This is a genomic window from Magnetococcales bacterium (genome assembly GCA_015228935.1).
Lineage (GTDB): Bacteria > Pseudomonadota > Magnetococcia > Magnetococcales > DC0425bin3 > HA3dbin3.
Map to the genome: position 1 here is coordinate 17,684 of JADGCO010000008.1, position 18,004 is coordinate 35,687.

Genomic DNA, 18,004 nt, shown 5'->3' on the forward strand with positions numbered 1-18,004 from the left:
ACACCCGATGGATTCCGTAGACCATCTGCGCAATATCGCCATCATCGCCCACGTCGATCATGGCAAAACCACCCTGGTGGACAAACTCCTGCAACAATCAGGAACCCTGGAATCACGCGGTCCCGCCCGGGAACGGGTCATGGACTCCAACGATCTGGAACGGGAACGCGGGATTACCATCCTCTCCAAAAACACGGCCATTCGCTGGGGCGAATACCGGATCAACATTGTCGATACCCCGGGACATGCCGATTTTGGCGGCGAGGTGGAGCGGGTTCTCTCCATGGTGGATTCGGTGTTGTTGCTGGTGGATGCCGTTGATGGTCCCATGCCGCAGACCCGCTTCGTCACCCGCAAGGCCTTTGACATGGGTATCACGCCCATCGTGGTGATCAACAAGGTGGATCGCGACGGTGCCCGTCCAGACTGGGTGGTGGATCGCACCTTCGACCTGTTCGACCGTCTGGGAGCCACCGAACACCAGTTGGATTTTCCCATCGTCTATGCCTCGGCGCTCCAGGGATGGGCCATCCTCCATCTGGATGACCCACGCCAGGATTTAGGCCCTCTGTTCCAGACCGTCATTGACCGTGTCTCTCCCCCCAAGGTGGATCCGGAAGGGAGCTTCCAGATGCAGGTTTCGGCCATGGATTACGACAACTATGTCGGTGTGGTCGGCATTGGTCGCATTCAGAGGGGCCGGATCCGGACCAACAATCCGGTGGTCGTTGCCACCCCGGCCAATACCCGGCGTCAGGGCAGAATATTGCAGATTTTTTCCTACATGGGACTGGGACGTACCGAAGTCCCGGAGGCCTCGGCGGGTGACATCATCGGCTTTTCAGGCATTGGCGGTCTGGGCATCTCCGATACCCTCTGCCATCCGGATTGCGTGGAACCCCTGCCGCCCCTGGTCGTCGATGAACCCACCATCAGCATGACCTTCCAGGTCAATGACTCCCCCCTGGCCGGACGCGAAGGCAAATTTGTCACGAGCCGGCAACTCCGCGACCGTCTTTTCCGGGAACTGGAACACAACGTCGCCCTCAGGGTTGAAGAGACCTCGGATGCCGACAAGTTCAAGGTATTTGGTCGTGGAGAGTTGCATCTGGGCATCCTGATCGAAAACATGCGCCGGGAAGGATACGAGCTGGGGGTTTCCCGCCCCGAGGTGATCATCCGCACTGTGGATGGCAAACCCACCGAACCCTATGAACAATTGACCGTGGATGTGGAAGATCAGCATCAGGGAGCCATCATGGAAGCCCTGGGCAATCGCCGGGGTGATCTTGCCGACATGGTCCCGGATGGACGGGGCCGGGTGCGCCTGGATTACATGATTCCGGCCCGCGGCCTGATCGGATTTTTGACCGAATTCCGGACGCTGACCTCCGGCAGTGGCCTCATGTATCATGTCTTCGACCATTACGGACCCCTCATCCAGGCCACCATCGGCCAGCGCAACAATGGGGTCCTCGTGGCCAAGGAAGATGGCAAGGCCGTCGCCTACGCCCTGTTCAATCTCCAGGAGCGGGGACGCCATTTCATCTCGCCAGGTGAGATTGTCTACGAAGGGATGGTCATCGGCATTCACATCCGCCGGGGCGATCTCGTGGTCAATCCCATGAAGGGCAAGCAGTTGACCAACATGCGGGCCTCCGGCAGCGACGAAAACGTCATCCTGACCCCGCCCTTGCGCCTCAGCCTGGAAGAGGCCCTGGAATTCATCGATGACGATGAACTGGTCGAAGTGACGCCACGCAATATCCGGCTTCGCAAAAAACAGCTCAAGGAAACCGACCGCAAAAAAACCAGTCGTTCCCGTGCCCCTGCTGCCTGATTCAAATGGAGCGTGCCAAGGAAAGAACAATCCAGCCCGTTTGTTGGATGCAACGGGCGGATTCTACCAGATCCGGGGTACGGCTCAGAAAAATGCCACTTTGCACCCGGTTTCGTATTGATGGGATTGCCCTTTGCGTGTTCCCGGCAATGAGGTACGATGCCAAGCATGATCGACGACGATGATTCCATCTACCATCGCCTTTTTTCCCATCCGGAAATGGTGTCCGACCTGCTGCGGAATTTTCTGGAGCCTGACCTCCTGACGGAGCTTGACCTGTCGCACATGCGGCGGATGAACACCAAGTTTACGTCCCGGAGTGGTCAACGGCGGCGGGGAGACGTGGTATGGGAAATTCCCACCTGCGCTGGCAGCAGTGTGTTCTTGATCCTGATTTTAGAATTTCAGTCCGATATTGACGAGTGGATGGTGTTGCGTCTCGATGTCTATGTCGGATTGCTCTACCAGCAGTTGGTCGATGAGCGCAAATTGAAGCCTGCGGATGGTCTGCCGCCGGTACTTCCCATCGTTCTTTACAATGGCGAGAAACCGCGCTGGAATGCGGCCACGAGTTTGCGGGATCTGATCCGACTACCGGCAGGCTCACCGTTGTGGCAATATCAGCCCGAGATGCGGTACCATGTGATTGACGAAGGGAAATTTCCGGATCAGGATTTGAAGGGCCGTTGGTCCCTGACCGCCGTTTTTTTCCGAATACAGCATCCGGTCAGCCCTGCATCGGTCCTGGATGCCAGTCGCGACCTGGTTGTCTGGTTTGACAAACACCCAGATGGTCCACCCCTGAAGTATTTGTTCCGGGAACTGTTGGTTGTGGCCCTGGAACGGGTCAAGCAAAAAGATCCTGGCCCACCTGTTCCTGTGGAACTTGAGGAGGTTGTCATCATGCTGACAAATTATATCGATAAATGGGAAAAGGATATTGAACACCGAGTTCGTCAAGAAGTTCGTCAAGAAGAAGCGGCGGCCATCCTTGCCCGACAACTTCAGAGACGTTTTGGTCCACTACCACAAAATATTCTTGACGTGATGAAATCCGCTGACCTTGCATCTTTGGAGCAGTGGAGCGATATCATTATCGAAGCCAAATCGATTGATGATATTTTCGGTAGCGGTCACCATTTTGCATGATCTGATCGCCGACCGATCCGAATTGTTCTCTTGCATGTTTCCGGCAACAAGGTACGAGATGCCAAATATGATCGACGACGATGATTCCGTCTGCCATCGCATCTTTGGCCACGATCATCCATTCGGCTCCGCCCCCTACCCCGCCAGGACTCTGTCCTGGACCTGTCCGGTCGCCAGCCCCCTGGACCCCGTTATCAGAATGGCCGAAACATTGATCAAGGGCTGGACAGAAAATATTTCAGGTGTCCGGAAAAAAGATCGGGCATTCCATTATAGATATTGTTTGATCTGTTCGTAGTATTCCGGAAAATTATGGGAGATGAGGGTCAAATCGAAACGATTCAGGATGGCCTCCTTGGGTTCCCGCTCCAGGAGAAACCGGAACGACGCTTCGATGATTTTGACTGGTTGACACTCTGTGCCGACAATCCGGGAGATTTTGTCAAAGGTCATCTGGTCAACGGTCACGGTGTGTTCGGTGCGCACGGACTCCTCTTCCACAGCAACCCGGAAACGAAACGGACAGGAATCGGTTTGCACCTGTTGAACCACAATGCGACGGTCTGTGGCCATGTTCACCCCCAATCAATGTCAAATTTTTTTATGCGACCTGTCTACCCATGAGTCCACGATGTCGGTCCCTGGCGTTCCTCGCAAGAATCCCGATCCGTACCATCAATACCATGTCGGCTTCCGAAAATCCATTCCCGGCTGACCTCGCCGCAGAGCAAAAATATGGCTGAAAAAGTGGAATGCTTGCGCATCAGCAACAGCATACCGAGGGCAGAACTGTCCATGCTGACCACATCCTGAAAATCAATTTTGTAGAACACTCCATCATGCCTTTGGAGAAAAAGGACGGTGTGAAACTTCCATCTGTTTCGACTCCAAATGGGCGTAGGTACGATGGATTTTTACAATTTCCGGCAAAGCATCCACGAATATATGCACCAGGTTGGGATCAAAAGCGGTTCCGGCACAACGTTGAATTTCATCCACGGCTTGATCCAGGCTCCAGGCTTTTTTGTAGGGACGGGCGGAGGTCAGTGCATCAAACACATCGGCCAGGCTGCAAATACGACCCATGAGCGGAATCGCCTCACCGACCAGGCCAAAGGGATAACCTGCCCCATCCCACCGTTCATGGTGCGTCAGGGCAATCATATGGGCGGTACGCAAGAGCAAGGAAGGTTCCTGGTCGAGCAGTTCCCCCCCCAGAGTGGTGTGGGTTTTCATAATTTCAAACTCTTCGGCAGTCAACTTGCCTGGTTTCAGGAGAATTTTGTCCGGTATGCCAATCTTGCCCACATCATGCATGGGAGCCGCATTGAGCAGCAGCTCCTGATCATGAGAAGAGAGTCCCATGGCACGTCCCAGCAAGGCAGAATACTGGCTCATGCGCTGGATGTGATAACCGGTTTCATTGTCCCGATATTCAGCCGCCTGCCCCAGACGGCGGATGATCTCCATGCGGGTGCGCAGCAAATCCAACTCGCGTTCGGACAGGGCCTGAGCATTACGGGCACCCCGTAAGATATAACGTATCCGATGACCCAACAGACCCCAGTTGATGGGTTTGGTGATAAAATCCGTGGCCCCTGCATGATAGGCATACTCAATGGATGTCACATCATCCAGGGAGGTGGCCAAGACGACAGGCAGGTAGGCCATGTCATCGTGTTTGCGGATGGTCTGACACAGGCCAAAACCATCCATCACGGGCATGATCACATCGGATATCACCAGATCCGGACGCTCCATGTGCAACAACTCCCAGGCCTGTTGCCCGTTTTCGGCCTCCACGACCCGGTAGCCAAACTGTTCCAACGCCTCCCGCATCGGCAATCGTTGCAAAAATTCGTCGTCCACAATCAATACCAGGGGGGGTGTCAATATCTCAATCTCATCACGCATGGTATGGTCCAACTTCAATCCGAAGCACACAAATCACGCAAAGCCTGTTTGACTTCAACATACAGGGGACCGCTCAATCGGAAATATTCCCGCACCTTCACCAGATCGACATGCCCTGCCTCCATGGTCCGCCCCAGCTCCGCCAACCGGGCGGCACCCATGGTCAGGCTGGAAGATTTCAGGGTATGGGCAGCGATACGCACCGCATCGGAATCGTTTTTTTCCAGGGCATTGGCCAATTCTTCCAACAATTTTGGGGTTCGCACCAGGTAGTGTTCCACCATCCTGCCCAACAAGCCAGTTCCCCCTTTCCGGGCCAATTCCAGGATGCGGTCCACCGCAATCCTGTCCAGCACCGGCACGAGTGACAAAACATGTTCACTTGCAGGATTTTGCACCGGTGATGCGGGAGAAAAAGAGGCAGGAACAGGATTGTAACCCGGATCCGGAGACAAGGGGGAACTTTTTGGCGGGGTCGAAGGAAGGGCAGCCTGGACAGGATTGTGACCCGGATCCGGGGACAAGGGGGCACGCGCCGGTCTGGGCAGCCAGCGTTGCAGTATGGTTTCCATATCCGCCTGACTGAAAGGCTTTTGCAGATAGTCATCCATTCCCGCATCCCTGCATCGCTGCTGACTTTCGGGCAAAACGTGGGCAGTCAGAGCGATAACGGGCGTATGCAGACTCCCCGTCTGTTTTTCCCATGCACGCAGGCGTCTGGTCGTCTCGAATCCGTCCAGAATGGGCATTTCGCAATCCATGAAAACGGCATCGAAAGACAACACGGCATCACGAATCAGGGTCAGCGCCTGCTGGCCATGGCCGGCGACGGTTACCTGACAACCGAGCAACTTCAACGTTTCCAGTGCCACATCCTGATTGACCAGGTTGTCTTCCACCAGCAGGATATGTCCCTCGAAGCGGGTGAGATTCGATGCGTCCGGTTTCTTCTGACTCCAGGTAAAAAATTCCCGTTGATCCCCCGGTTGCTGCTTGCCAAACCGCACCGTAAACCGGAACGTCGATCCCTGCCCGGGAACACTTTCCATCCACAAATTTCCGTCCAGAAGGCGGACCAGTTTCCGGGTTATGGCCAATCCCAACCCGGTGCCGCCAAACCGGCGGGTGATGGAGGAGTCTTCCTGGGAAAATGTCTGAAACAGGTGCTGTTGATATTCGGGAGAAATACCAATGCCGGTGTCGGCTATCTGAAAACGCAACAAAACATCCACATCCCGCTCTTCCATGCTGTCTACCGCCAGGGTGACAGAGCCTTTTTCGGTAAACTTGACGGCATTACCCACCAGATTATAGAGAATTTGATTGAGACGATGAGGATCTCCCAGAAGGTGCAGAGGTATACCATCCGCCATTTTACACTGAAAATCCAGTTTGCCGAGTCTGGTCCGTGACAAAAACATGGCGCACAGGTCCTGAATCACCACATCCAGATCAAACCTCAATATATCCGGAGAAAACCGCCCATCCTGGATTTTGGAAAAATCGAGAATGTCGTTGATGATCCGGAGCAGTGTGTGTCCTGAACGGTGGATGGTTTCGGCATAATGGCGTTGCTGTTCCGTCAAGGAGGTTTTCAGGATCAGATCGGCCATGCCCAGCACCCCGTTCATGGGGGTGCGAATTTCATGGCTCATGGTGACGAGGAAATTTTCCTTGGCTCTTGCACCCGCCTCGGCGGCATGGCATGCCAGATCCAACTCCTCTGTTCTTTTGCGCACGGTCTCTTCCAGGTTGTCCCGATACTGACTTAGTTTTTCCTCAGCCAATTTGCGGGCGGAAATATCCTGATGCAGGCTGATCCATATTTCGCCATGTTCCGCATGGGTCATGGTGGAGATGGAAACATGCCCCCAAAATGGAGTACCGTCTTTTCTGACATGCAGCACATCCCCTTCCCAGACCCCTTTTTTGAATAAATGGGCCATGATTTCATCAGCAATTTGCCTGGGCGTTCTGTCGGTGGCAGCGTAGATCAGGGAAATGGGCTTGCCCATGATCTCCCCCTTCTCACAGGCAAGCATTTTTTCGAAGCCTCGATTCACAAAGACAATGATGCCATCTTCTGCCCGGACCAGACATACTCCTTCTGTCATATGTTCAATAATCCTGGCCTGCAACCTGACATCTTCTTCCCGCACGGCCCGGGCATTGATTGGCAGGTGACTGTAACGCTCGGGTATTTTTGGATCAATACTGCCAAAACTTTTCACGATGGAGAATTCACCTGCCGCATTGCAACGCGACAAAAAGGTGTTGACTTTGGCGTGATGGGTTTCCGGGTCCATGGAAACCACCCCCTGCGGACCGCTGATGGAAAGCGTCTCCAGGGCATCGACCAGCGCCTCTGGATCGAGGCTTCCGGCCTTGTTTGCCGCCTGTGCAAACGCTTTCACGCACAGGTAGGTTCCTTCGCCAAAGTTGGTGAGTATGCCATTTCCCTGCGGCCAGAGGCCGGTGATTCCCGGCATGGTTGCCAACCTGGCCAGAAATTCCTGATTTTTTTCAGTAGCCACCGTCATAAAATAGGTATTACTGGAATAGTGACCATCCCGAACATCGGATGGCAATTGACTCGCCATCATTTCGTCATAATGCCCCATCACGACGGCCATCCGGCTTTTCAGGCCCATCTCGGCAAAACGGGTCAGGAGCAACACCTGGTCAGCCCCGGCAAAATAGGGAACGAACACATCGGCTCCAGATTGTGCCACTTGTTGCAGTAATGAATCGATCTGTTCCCGGGCAACGCCGATGGAAAAGTACTCTTCGCCAACGACCTTGCCCTTGGCATGCAGCAACACCTGTTGTGCCGCACCAATCGAGCCACGCGGCCATTCATAATTATTGCCCGCAAAATACATGCATGGACCGTATTTTTCTTTCATATACGGGATCATTTTTTCAATTTGTTGATTGGGCAGAGCGGCAAAATGGAAAAAATAACGGCTGAGAATGCTTCCTTCATAAAAAGAAAAATTCAGCAGGGGTATTTTTCTGGGTTCGGCCACCCGATAGGTCACGGCAATGCGCGAGTTGGAGAGCAGATTGCCGATCAGGGCCACACAACCATGTTGGTCGAGCAATTTTTCAGCCGCCCCCACGGCACTGTGCGGCATACTGCCATCGTCCTCGATGACCAGGTGCAACGGCCTTCCCAATACACCGCCGGATTCGTTCACCTCCATGGCGGCCACCTGTCCCGCCAGGGTAATCTCCGGGCCATAAATCCGCACCACCCCCGTCAAAGGTGGCATGAGGCCCAGGCGCACAGGATGGTTAAAAATTAAATTCTTCATCACGCAAGGCCTGGGCAACCTCGGCAAAGAGAGATCTACACAACTGGAAATGTTGACGGACCATGCTCAGATTGGTGGCATTCTCCTCCATGGTCCGTGCCAGTTTGGCCAGACGTGCGGCACCCATGGTCAGGCTGGATGATTTCAGGGTATGAGCGGCAACCCGGACACCTTCAAGATTGTCCTGTGCCAAAGCCTGTTCCAGTTCAGCCAATAACTCCGGTGTCTGCACGAGAAAGTGATCAATCATTTTATCCAGAATGCCGTTGCCACCTTTACGGGATAATTCCTGGAGGCGTTTCAAGGCAACCTGGTCCAATACGGGATCAGATGGGAACAATTCTTTGTCGAAAGTGGCATGGTTCAATACGGAATCAGACGGCAATGTCTCTTCGCCAGCCGCAGCATCCGTTGCCGATACGACATCTGGCCTGTCCCGGGAAGGTTTCTGACACCGCTTCTGAGGCAACCATTGTTCCAACAAGGTTCCCAGGTCAGCCTGGCTGAACGGTTTTTGCAGATAATCATCCATCCCTGAATCACGGCATTTTTGCCGGGTTTCCTGCAACACGTGCGCCGTCAGGGCAATGACGGGAATATGCGCCTTTCCTGCCTGTATCTCCCATTGCCGAATCTGTCGGGTTGTTTCATAGCCATCCAGGATCGGCATTTCGCAATCCATGAAGATGATATCAAGGAGACCATCGCTTGCCCGTACCTCAGCCAGGGCCTGCTGGCCATTACTGGCAACCGTGACCTGGCAACCAAACAGTTTCAGGATTTCCACAGCCACTTCCTGGTTGACGAGATTGTCCTCGACCAGGAGGATTCGCGCATCAAAATGACAGTTTTCCGGTATGGTTGGTTGATGTCCAGCCTGCCATGCGGAAATTTCACTTTGATCTCCTGGCTGTTGCAGGCCAAAACGAATCGTGAACCGGAAAGTGGATCCCTGACCGGGAACACTTTCCACCGCCAACTCACCCTCCATGATGGCAATCAGCCGCAAGGTAATTGCCAATCCCAGCCCGGTTCCGCCAAACCGGCGCGAAAACGAAGGATCCTCCTGGGAAAATGCCTGGAACAGTTGGCCCTGAAATTCCGGGGAAATACCTATGCCCGTATCCGTGACCTGGAAACGCAACCGCACATCCACATCCCGCTTTTCCATGACCTCGACCAGCACGGCAACAGATCCCTTGTTGGTAAATTTGACCGCATTGCCCACGAGGTTGAGGAGGATCTGGTTCAGGCGATACGGATCCCCCAGGAGATAGTGTGGCACCCCTTCGGCAATTTGAAAACTCAGTTGCAACCCTTTGGAACTGGCTTGTTCGGCCAAAATGCTGTTGATATCCTGGAAAATCTCATTCAAATCGAACCGAACGATATCCATGATCAACCTGCCAGCCTGTATCTTGGAAAGATCCAGAATATCGTTGATGATGCGCAACAGGGTGCGCCCGGAACGGTGAATGGTTTCAATGAAATGACGCTGCCGTTTGCTCAGACGGGTGGTCAATACCAGGTCCGCCATTCCCAGGACCCCATTCATGGGCGTGCGGATTTCGTGGCTCATGGTGGCCAAAAAAGCCGTTTTGGCCTGGTTGGCAACTTCGGCAGCCTCCTTTGCCTGCTGTAATTCCAGCGTCCGACTCTGCACGGTCTGTTCGAGTTGTTCCATCATGGCTGCATGGGCAAGCAATTTTTCCCGCTGAGCATGCACCATTTGCCGCCAGAACATCCCAATGCTGGCAGAAATGATGACCACCGCAATGAGGGTCAACAGGCTGACCCAATAGATCAACTGATCAAGAGGTGCCATGATTTCATCCCGATCAATCTTGGCTATCAGAAACCAGGGAGTACCCGCAACAGGCCTGGTACTCGCAAACACGGAGACATCGCGATAATCCATACCCTCAATGATCTGCACCTTGTTACTGAGAACGGCAGATACAGCCGGTATATTGGTCTTGTCGAGAGGATAACGCAGGACAAACGCAGCATTGCGACGATGCCGCAGTTCATTGAGAAACAAAACCGTGTCATGATCACGTTTTACCAATAAAGTTTCGGCACTGGCACTAAGCGTCGGCCAGGTCTGGATCATGGAAAATAAAAAGGGGTCCGTTGGTATGGACAAAACCACGATCGCCACCCGTTGCTTTCCATCTGGCCCCATCAACGGCAAGGCATAATCCATGTCAATATTTCCAGCAGCATCCTTATACAAATCACTGCGCTCAATTCGACCATTCTTCAAACTGTCCAACGCGGTCTGTTGCGAGACAGACGTGAGATTGTCAACATGTTCCCCAATACCAATCACCTCCTGCCCGGAGGAATTCAAAACATGTGCTGAATGATAATATTTGGAGTTGGTAAACTGGGTCAATTTTTTGGCAACAACCTGCTTCGAATCCGTATTGTCGGACAATACCAAACGTCTGGCATGCAGGGAAAACTCTTCATCGGAAGCCAAAAATTCAGCATCGGTTTGGCGCTCTGCAAGCCAGTTTTCAATCTGCACGGCTTTCAGCAAGGCAATTGCACTCAAGCCGTCGAAGGCTTTTTGCCGAATTTCAGGTCCATTGATGCGCACAATGGTATAGGCAACCAGAGGCACAATCAGCAGCAGACCCAGGAATAAACCAATAAATTTGAAACGATCCTGCAATGCGATCATCATGGAGTCCCTGGGAAAATCCCAGTCTGTACTGTCAGCCATACTGCGGATTGACCATTTTTCCTTTCTGGAAAAGACGATATTATGCCCTACGGTGGCATAATCAAGTCTTGAACGCAAATTAAACTATTTTATGTATGGGTAAACCATGGATCAGGACTCCACCTCGAATCCCACCTGGGATAAAGAGAGGAGCAGAGAGGAAACATGAACGAGATCATGGAGCTTGTCGAAAAAACCTGCCAGCAGGCACGCCATGGTGCCCGGCTGTTGGTGCGGAGTTCCGGTGCGGCCCGCAATCGGGCGCTGGAAATGATGGCCGATACGCTGGTGGCCCAAAGCACGGAATTGCAGACCCGGAATCGCCTGGATCTGGACAATGCCGAAAAAAACGGCCTGAGTCCGGCCATGATCGACCGGTTGCGGCTGACCGGACCCCGCATCCGCGACATGGCGGAAGGTTTGCGGCAGGTGGCGGCCCTTCCCGATCCGGTGGGCGAAATCACCGAAATTCGCACCCGGCCCAACGGCATGCGGGTAGGACGCATGCGCATGCCCCTGGGCGTCATCGGCATCATCTATGAGTCCCGCCCCAATGTCACCGCCGATGCCGCCGGCTTGTGCGTCAAATCCGGCAATGCCGTCATTTTGCGTGGCGGCTCGGAGGCTTTCCACTCCAACCGGGCCATTGCCTCCTGCCTGGCCCAGGGCCTGGAAGGGGCCGGGCTGCCGGGCGAAGCGATCCGCTTCATCGACACCGTGGATCGTGCTGCCGTCGGTGCCCTGCTGCAAAGCGACCGGTATGTGGACGTGATCATTCCCCGAGGTGGCAAAGGGTTGATTTCACGCATCATGGCCGAGTCACGCATCCCGATCATCAAACATTTGGACGGCATTTGTCATGTCTTTGTGGACGCCTCCGCCGATCTGGCCATGGCCGAAGAGGTGGTCTTCAACAGCAAGATGCAACGCACCGGCGTCTGCAATGCCGCCGAAACCCTGTTGATTCATGCCGCCGTGGCGGAAACCTTTCTGCCTGTCATGGCCCGGCGTCTGACTGCCGCCGGTTGTGAGCTGCGCGGCTGTCCGGCAACCCAAAAAATATTGACGGGTGTGACGCCGGTCACCCCGGCCACGGCCCAGGATTGGGATACCGAACATTTGGCCGCCATTCTGTCGGTGCGGGTGGTCCCCGACCTGGATGCGGCCCTGGAACATATCGATCTGCACTCCTCCCGCCATACCGAGGTGATTCTGACCCGCGATCACCCCCGGGCCATGCGTTTTTTGCAGGAAGTGGACTCTTCAGCGGTCATGGTCAATGCCTCCAGCCGGTTCAATGACGGCTTTCAATTCGGACTCGGAGCGGAAATGGGCATCTCGACCGATAAACTGCATGTCCGGGGTCCCGTGGGTCTGGAGGGTCTGACCAGCCTGAAATATATCGTCCTGGGCGATGGTCAACTCCGTCAATAATCCTCTCGACCGGTCTGAATCATGACCTCGCGTATCGGCATTCTGGGTGGTACATTCAATCCGCCCCATTTCGGTCACCTGCGCTCGGCCCTGGAAGCCCGGGAAATTCTGGGACTGGAGCAGGTGTTGTTTCTCCCTTCCGGTCGGCACCCCTTCAAAAGGGACCCGCGCCTGGTGGCAACCCACCACCGCCTGGCCATGACCCGCCTGGCCATTGCCGCAGAACCGGAATTTGCCTTGTGTTCCCTGGAGGCCGATCAGGAACAGACCGCCTTTACCTGTGATACCCTGACCACACTCGGCCACTCCTATCCGGAGAAAGAGTTGGTGTTTTTGTTCGGTGCCGATCTGTTGGCGGAAATGCACCTCTGGAAAGGATGGCAACAGCTCATCCAGTTGGCACATTTGTGTGTCCTGGTCCGCCCCGGATTTCAGGGTGCCTTGACCCAAACCCAGGCTGGGCAGCACTTTGCATCGGCCCGGGTCCAGACCGCCGCAGACATGCGCCGGCAGGCGACCGGGCATTGCTTTCTGGTGTTGCCGGTGACCATGCTGGAGATCAGCTCGACGGATTTGCGGCAACGCCAGCAAACAGGACGTTCCCTGCGCTATCTGACCCCCCAGGCCGTGGTGGACTATATCGCCAGGCAGGGACTTTATGAATAATTTTTTGGAGGAATCGTGATCACTATGGACAGTCCGGACATGGCAGCAACCCTCGAACACCTTCTGGATGAAAAAAAAGCCCAGGAGATCACCCGGATCGATCTGCGCGGACGGTCACCGTTCACGGATTTTTTTCTCATTGCCACCGGCACTTCCGAAACCCATGTGCGCTCCATGGCCATGGAAGTGGATCGTTTTGCCAGTCAGGCCAAAATCCAGGGGTTGGGCATGGCCGGCATGGAGGCCGGACAGTGGGTTTTGATCGATCTGGGCGATGTGGTGATCCACCTGTTCCAGCGCGAAACACGGGCCTTTTACAATCTGGAAAAACTCTGGAGTCCGGAAAGCCTGGCCATCGATGACCAATTGGCCAACGCTCTTCCAGATCAGGATGGCCCCCGCAAGGCCTCTTTCCAGGAACGTTTGACCTCGTTTCAGGGTGGTGCCGCTTGAAATTTCATATCCTGGCCGTGGGTCGCGGCATGCCCGCACCGGTCCGGGATCTGGTGCTGGATTATAAAAATCGCCTGGAACGGTTTGCGCCGGTTGCATTGCATGAGGTTGCCGAAGCCAAACGCAATCCGGCCCAAAAAGGCGACCCGCAAGCCATGGCCATGGAGGCCGAACGCATCCGCCGCCTGCTGCCGAAAGCGGCGCTGATGGTGCCCCTGGACAGCCAGGGCCGCACCCTGACCTCACTGGAACTTGCGCAGACGTTGCGCCATTTACAGGAAGATGCCGTCAGGGAAATCTTTTTTTTGATCGGTGGACCCGATGGACTCGATCCGGATTTGTTGACACAAGGTTCCTGGCGGCTGTCGTTCGGTCCCATGACCTTTCCGCACATGTTGATGCGCGTTCTGCTCCTGGAACAGTTGTTCCGGGCCATGACCATTTTGCAAGGCGTTCCCTACCACCGGTAAACCGTGCGTTCGGGGGAGGTGCCCAGGACACCTCCCCCGTTCTTCCTCTGGGGAAGATTACTTCATGGTGTTGAGGTAGGCGATCACGTTATCGCGCTCAGCGGCATCTTTCAGACCGGGGAAGGTCATCTTGGTCTTGGGAACAACTTTCTTCGGATCTTCGAGGTATTTGCCAAGGGTGGCATCATCCCAGGTCAGGCCGGCTTTCACCATGTCTTCGGTGTATTTGCCGGTGTAGGAGGCACTCTTGCCAGCGCCAGCTCCGGAAATCGCAAACAGGTTGGGTCCGACTTTGGCGGGACCACCTTTTTCGGCGGTATGGCAGACGAAGCATTTGGTCTTGAACACCTGGGCTCCAGCGGCAGCATCACCGGCGGCCTGGGCGGACTGTCCGGCCATGACAAATGCAGCCGCGGCACCGAGAACCAACAAAGATTTGATTTTCATTTTAACTCCTCTGCTGAACGTGAATATAATGAAACCGTCTCTCCATCTCTGGTGGAGTTCAAACTGCCCATTGAGTGGGCAGGGGTGGGAAAAAGTTCATTCCCAACCATTCCAAAACGCTCTGCCGTCACTCCCCGGGAACAGGGCAGAAAGCAAAGACCGCATCCTCTGGTGAACCATTCTGAAACGCCTGGTACTCAAGGGTGTAGGCCGAGGCCGATCTTGAGCGGACAGGAGTCAAGCGAGGAAAATTCCGACGATGAAACCCTTGAAACCGATGCATCATACATTCATTTCATCACTTTTTCTGGCCTGCTGGATGCCGGTTCTGGCCGGGGCCTATTGCATCGAGAACACCACGTCCGTGCCCCTGCACATTCAGTCACTGGACTCAGGGGTGTTCACAGCGGACGCGGCCCCGGGAGGCCAGACATGTTGCCAGGAAGCAGAATGTATTGGCAACAAACGCCCCGACACTCTCGTCCTGATAGTAACCGGTTACGTGCCTGTCGGTCAAGTCAAGCCGGGTTGGCATGCCGAATGCCGGATCCGTCTCCAGTCCGGCAGCCGGGTTCAGGTGCGCGGCAACAAGGAACGTATTGAATGTGAACGTCAAGAACCTTGAAAATTTTCACGGTGTTTGTTAACATCGTGGCCGATACCTTTTGGGGGGGGAGCGTCTCTTCGGATTGCACGGAGAGCAACGTCACCATGGTCTGGTCAATGACGGAATATTTTGCTTCCGGATTCAAAAAGGTGCAGTGGATGACGTGTGAGGCAGGTCGGTGAACACGGATCCCGATGCAGAGCTGGTCCGACGGGCGGCAGGTGGTGATTTGCAGGCCTATACCAGTCTGGTGCAACGTTTGCAACCACGGGTGCTGCGGTTTATTTTTCGCCATATCGGCGGAACCCAGGACTCCGAGGACCTGACCCAGGAAACCTTCATCGAGGTCTTCCGGAAACTGAAGACTTTCCAGGGGAATTCAAGATTTTCCACCTGGGTCCTCGGCATTGCCCGCAACATTTCCCTCAACCACATGCATCGCTCGCCCGATTTTCGGGTCCAAACCACCACCGAAGAGGCCCTGATGGATCTTCCCTGTCTGGAGCCAGGTCCGGATGAACGTCTTGCCATGCAAACCCGTATCAAAGTCCTGCGCCAGGGATTCGATACGTACCTGACCCCGGAACTGCGCGAAGCCATGGTCATGGTCTCCCTGGAGGGTTTGAGTTACCAGGACGCGGCCGCCATCTGCAACATACCGGTCGGCACCATGAAAACCCGGGTCTTCCGGGCCAGAAAACTGCTACGGGATGGCCTGGAACAGGAAGGCAAACTCGATCTGTTTCTCTCCTGACGATCACCTGATGATCACCTGACGATTACTCCGTCGGATCATGTGCCGATTGTGCGGAAATTTTTTGGACAATTTGCACGACTTCCGAGTGAACCAAAGATGGAACATGGGTTACCAAACAGGTAGGGCAGTGCAGAACGCCCGATTTCAATACGCTGTGAATGCCGGGAGCTTTGGCAAAAGATGAAAGACCTTGATGCAATCCGGGAAATGATGAGCCGTGGTCTGGATGCCGATCTGGACCGAACGGAAATCCGTCGTCTCTTTCTCATGGTGGCCCGTGATGAAACCGTCCGCAAAGAGATGGAAGAGATGGCTGTCCTGGAAGAAGCCCTGGCAGGAATGGCCCGGGAGTCCGCCCAGCCGGTTGCGCTTCCCGATATTTCCGGACGTGTGCGTGCCGCATTGCAAGCCCCTGCGACCCGTCCCCTGTCAATCTTCCCTGCCTGGCTGGAGCCGTTGCGTTCCTTCGCCGGGACGGCCTTTTCCAGACTGAAAGAGATGAACCGGTGGCAGCTTTCCATTGGCACCGGATTGGCCGTGGCTGCCCTGGCCATGTTTGTCATCGTGCCACTCTGGAGTCGTCCGAGCCAGGGCGATGGTCCCCGACTGGTCGTCCACGATCTTCAGTTCATCGATGCCCAGCCCCGCGTTGCCTGGACCAATCAATTCATTGTCCCCCCCGGCGGCGACACGCACCTTGTCCTGAAACTGGCCGATGAAAAGCTCATCCGCATCCAGTTTCAGTCCGTCGAATCGACCACGGTGCGGGTCATCCACGATACACCGGGATCCATGCGGGGTTCGACCAGTGAGTTTACGGTTGATGGCATTGGTTATGCCACCCTGCGCCGTCCGCGGACCGGTGACGGTGTGGTGGTCCAGAATCAGGGTGCGGTCCCTCTGGTGGTCTATCTGCAAGTGACAGGTTCCGATGGAACCATTTTCAGTCACACCCCGAAGGATCGCCGTCACGCCCTCTGATTATTTCCTGTTACACCCCGCAGGATCGCCGCCACGCCCTCTGACCGTCTCCTCCCGCTTGCGGTTCAGCCGCCCTCCCCTTTGCGAAACCGCTTCAGGCGCAGCTTGACATTCGGGGCGATCTCGCCGCCTGCCAGATGCCCGGCCCCGTTCAATCGGGTCAGTTCTTCATGGACAATTTTCTGGATTTTGCGCCGCAGATCGGGTTCTGGGGAGGGAATAGGGTTTGTGTCGGCGGCAGGTTGAACCCTCTCAGAACCGGCAGGCAGGGTTGTGGGGAAATGTGCCTCGTCCCGGCATGCAGACCTGGAACGCAGCCGATAGCGGGTTGCAGATTTTCCGGAACCGGATTGTTTTTCCAGCCAACCCAGGGTGGCCAGACGGGTCGTGATCGTGGAAATCCGGCTGGTCGGCAGACCAGTGACCGTCGCGAGGGTATCGCGTGTCGGCTGGCTCGTGCCGCTTGAATCCGCAAAGGCGTAAAGGGCCAGCAACACCCGCAGATCGTTCAAATTGATCTGTCGATCCGTCAACAGCGCCAACGGAATGCACACCGGATCCTGCATTCCCTCCCGCACCACATCCGGACCGGTCCCTTGCGGGTTTTCTTCCCTGCTTGCAGTCAAATCACCCCTCCCCCGCGATCCAGAGCGGCACCTTGCCTGGCTCTCCCGGTCGCGGTCAGATCCCCTCTCGCCAACACCCTCACCACCCTTGCCACAACCCCTTTGCCAGGATGAGCCGTTTGCTGTTTACATCCAACCCATTCTCTGACATATAAACTGTTTCGGAGTGGCTGGGGCAAGGTGTTTTGCATCGAGGAGGGTCAACAATGTCTGGCAAACCCCACCAGGTCGTCCAAAAGCACCAGATACTGGTCGAGATGACCCTGGATCATCAAAGATTGTTGAAAGGGACCCTCTTCCTGGCCATGGATGAACGATTGCTCGATTTCATGAATCGTCCTGAGCGGTTCATTGTCCTTGTTGACAAGAAAAAATCAAACCTGACCACCATCGTCAACAAATCCCATGTGGTCACGATCCGGGAACTGGACCGACTGGAGGTTGATTTTCCATTTGCCTGACCGGGATTTGCGCCAAAGCCACCAACAAGAATTTTTTTAAAATTGGAAAGAAAGATTTTATTGGGGCTCCGCCCCAAACCCCGCCAAGAGGAAGGGCAGAGCCGCTTCCTCCTGGACCATCCCAGTTTTTCATTCGTTTTTCTTTAAAATT

General features: G+C 55.0%; 17 protein-coding genes. 10 read left to right on the top strand and 7 right to left on the bottom strand.

The window, feature by feature from the left end; all coding sequences use genetic code 11:
- Positions 1–7: 7 nt before the first annotated feature.
- Positions 8–1,840, top strand: a complete 1,833-nt coding sequence (typA, locus tag HQL65_03885) for a translational GTPase TypA (protein ID MBF0135355.1) — start codon at positions 8–10, stop codon at positions 1,838–1,840.
- A 168-nt stretch (positions 1,841–2,008) separates the two neighbouring features.
- The gene (locus tag HQL65_03890) at positions 2,009–2,989 is read left to right on the top strand and encodes an Rpn family recombination-promoting nuclease/putative transposase (protein MBF0135356.1); all 981 of its coding nucleotides are present in this window, start codon (positions 2,009–2,011) and stop codon (positions 2,987–2,989) included.
- A 270-nt stretch (positions 2,990–3,259) separates the two neighbouring features.
- Here HQL65_03890 and HQL65_03895 read toward each other — a convergent pair whose 3' ends face one another.
- From HQL65_03895 to HQL65_03915, 5 genes are read right to left on the bottom strand one after another with little or no spacing between them, the layout of a single operon-like run.
- Positions 3,260–3,562, bottom strand: a complete 303-nt coding sequence (locus HQL65_03895) for a hypothetical protein (protein MBF0135357.1) — start codon at positions 3,560–3,562, stop codon at positions 3,260–3,262.
- Between the two features lie 41 nt (positions 3,563–3,603).
- A complete protein-coding gene (locus tag HQL65_03900; protein MBF0135358.1) occupies positions 3,604–3,786 on the bottom strand; it encodes a hypothetical protein in 183 nt (60 codons plus the stop codon).
- Positions 3,787–3,826: 40 nt separating this feature from the next.
- The gene (locus tag HQL65_03905; protein MBF0135359.1) at positions 3,827–4,903 is read right to left on the bottom strand and encodes a response regulator; all 1,077 of its coding nucleotides are present in this window, start codon (positions 4,901–4,903) and stop codon (positions 3,827–3,829) included.
- A 14-nt stretch (positions 4,904–4,917) separates the two neighbouring features.
- The gene (locus HQL65_03910) at positions 4,918–8,220 is read right to left on the bottom strand and encodes an ABC transporter substrate-binding protein (GenBank protein MBF0135360.1); all 3,303 of its coding nucleotides are present in this window, start codon (positions 8,218–8,220) and stop codon (positions 4,918–4,920) included.
- Complete coding sequence (locus tag HQL65_03915; GenBank protein ID MBF0135361.1) at positions 8,201–10,912, bottom strand: response regulator; 2,712 nt, start codon at positions 10,910–10,912, stop codon at positions 8,201–8,203. Before HQL65_03915 ends, HQL65_03910 begins: the two co-directional genes overlap by 20 nt.
- Positions 10,913–11,116: 204 nt before the next feature.
- Between HQL65_03915 and HQL65_03920 the strand changes: the two genes are divergently transcribed.
- From HQL65_03920 to rlmH, 4 genes are read left to right on the top strand one after another with little or no spacing between them, the layout of a single operon-like run.
- Positions 11,117–12,385, top strand: coding sequence for a glutamate-5-semialdehyde dehydrogenase (locus HQL65_03920; GenBank protein ID MBF0135362.1), 1,269 nt, complete (start codon positions 11,117–11,119; stop codon positions 12,383–12,385).
- 21 nt (positions 12,386–12,406) lie between these two features.
- On the top strand, positions 12,407–13,051 hold the full coding sequence (gene nadD, locus HQL65_03925) for a nicotinate (nicotinamide) nucleotide adenylyltransferase (protein MBF0135363.1): 645 nt from the start codon (positions 12,407–12,409) through the stop codon (positions 13,049–13,051).
- A 24-nt stretch (positions 13,052–13,075) separates the two neighbouring features.
- A complete protein-coding gene (gene rsfS, locus HQL65_03930) occupies positions 13,076–13,504 on the top strand; it encodes a ribosome silencing factor (GenBank protein MBF0135364.1) in 429 nt (142 codons plus the stop codon).
- Positions 13,501–13,974 (top strand): 23S rRNA (pseudouridine(1915)-N(3))-methyltransferase RlmH, encoded by a 474-nt coding sequence (rlmH, locus tag HQL65_03935; protein ID MBF0135365.1) that lies wholly within the window; start codon positions 13,501–13,503, stop codon positions 13,972–13,974. Before rsfS ends, rlmH begins: the two co-directional genes overlap by 4 nt.
- 57 nt (positions 13,975–14,031) lie before the next feature.
- Here rlmH and HQL65_03940 read toward each other — a convergent pair whose 3' ends face one another.
- On the bottom strand, positions 14,032–14,421 hold the full coding sequence (locus HQL65_03940; GenBank protein MBF0135366.1) for a c-type cytochrome: 390 nt from the start codon (positions 14,419–14,421) through the stop codon (positions 14,032–14,034).
- 259 nt (positions 14,422–14,680) lie between these two features.
- Between HQL65_03940 and HQL65_03945 the strand changes: the two genes are divergently transcribed.
- The 3 genes from HQL65_03945 to HQL65_03955 all read left to right on the top strand — a co-directional run bounded on the left by HQL65_03945 (position 14,681) and on the right by HQL65_03955 (position 16,766).
- On the top strand, positions 14,681–15,046 hold the full coding sequence (locus HQL65_03945; protein MBF0135367.1) for a hypothetical protein: 366 nt from the start codon (positions 14,681–14,683) through the stop codon (positions 15,044–15,046).
- Between the two features lie 160 nt (positions 15,047–15,206).
- A complete protein-coding gene (locus HQL65_03950) occupies positions 15,207–15,782 on the top strand; it encodes an RNA polymerase sigma factor (GenBank protein MBF0135368.1) in 576 nt (191 codons plus the stop codon).
- Positions 15,783–15,965: 183 nt separating this feature from the next.
- Positions 15,966–16,766: a hypothetical protein gene (locus HQL65_03955; GenBank protein MBF0135369.1), complete on the top strand. Its 801-nt coding sequence runs from the start codon at positions 15,966–15,968 to the stop codon at positions 16,764–16,766.
- Positions 16,767–16,831: 65 nt separating this feature from the next.
- Here HQL65_03955 and HQL65_03960 read toward each other — a convergent pair whose 3' ends face one another.
- Positions 16,832–17,392 (bottom strand): helix-turn-helix domain-containing protein, encoded by a 561-nt coding sequence (locus HQL65_03960; protein MBF0135370.1) that lies wholly within the window; start codon positions 17,390–17,392, stop codon positions 16,832–16,834.
- Between the two features lie 206 nt (positions 17,393–17,598).
- On the opposite strand from HQL65_03960, the gene HQL65_03965 reads away from it, so the two are divergent.
- Positions 17,599–17,853, top strand: coding sequence for a hypothetical protein (locus HQL65_03965; protein ID MBF0135371.1), 255 nt, complete (start codon positions 17,599–17,601; stop codon positions 17,851–17,853).
- Positions 17,854–18,004: the final 151 nt, after the last annotated feature.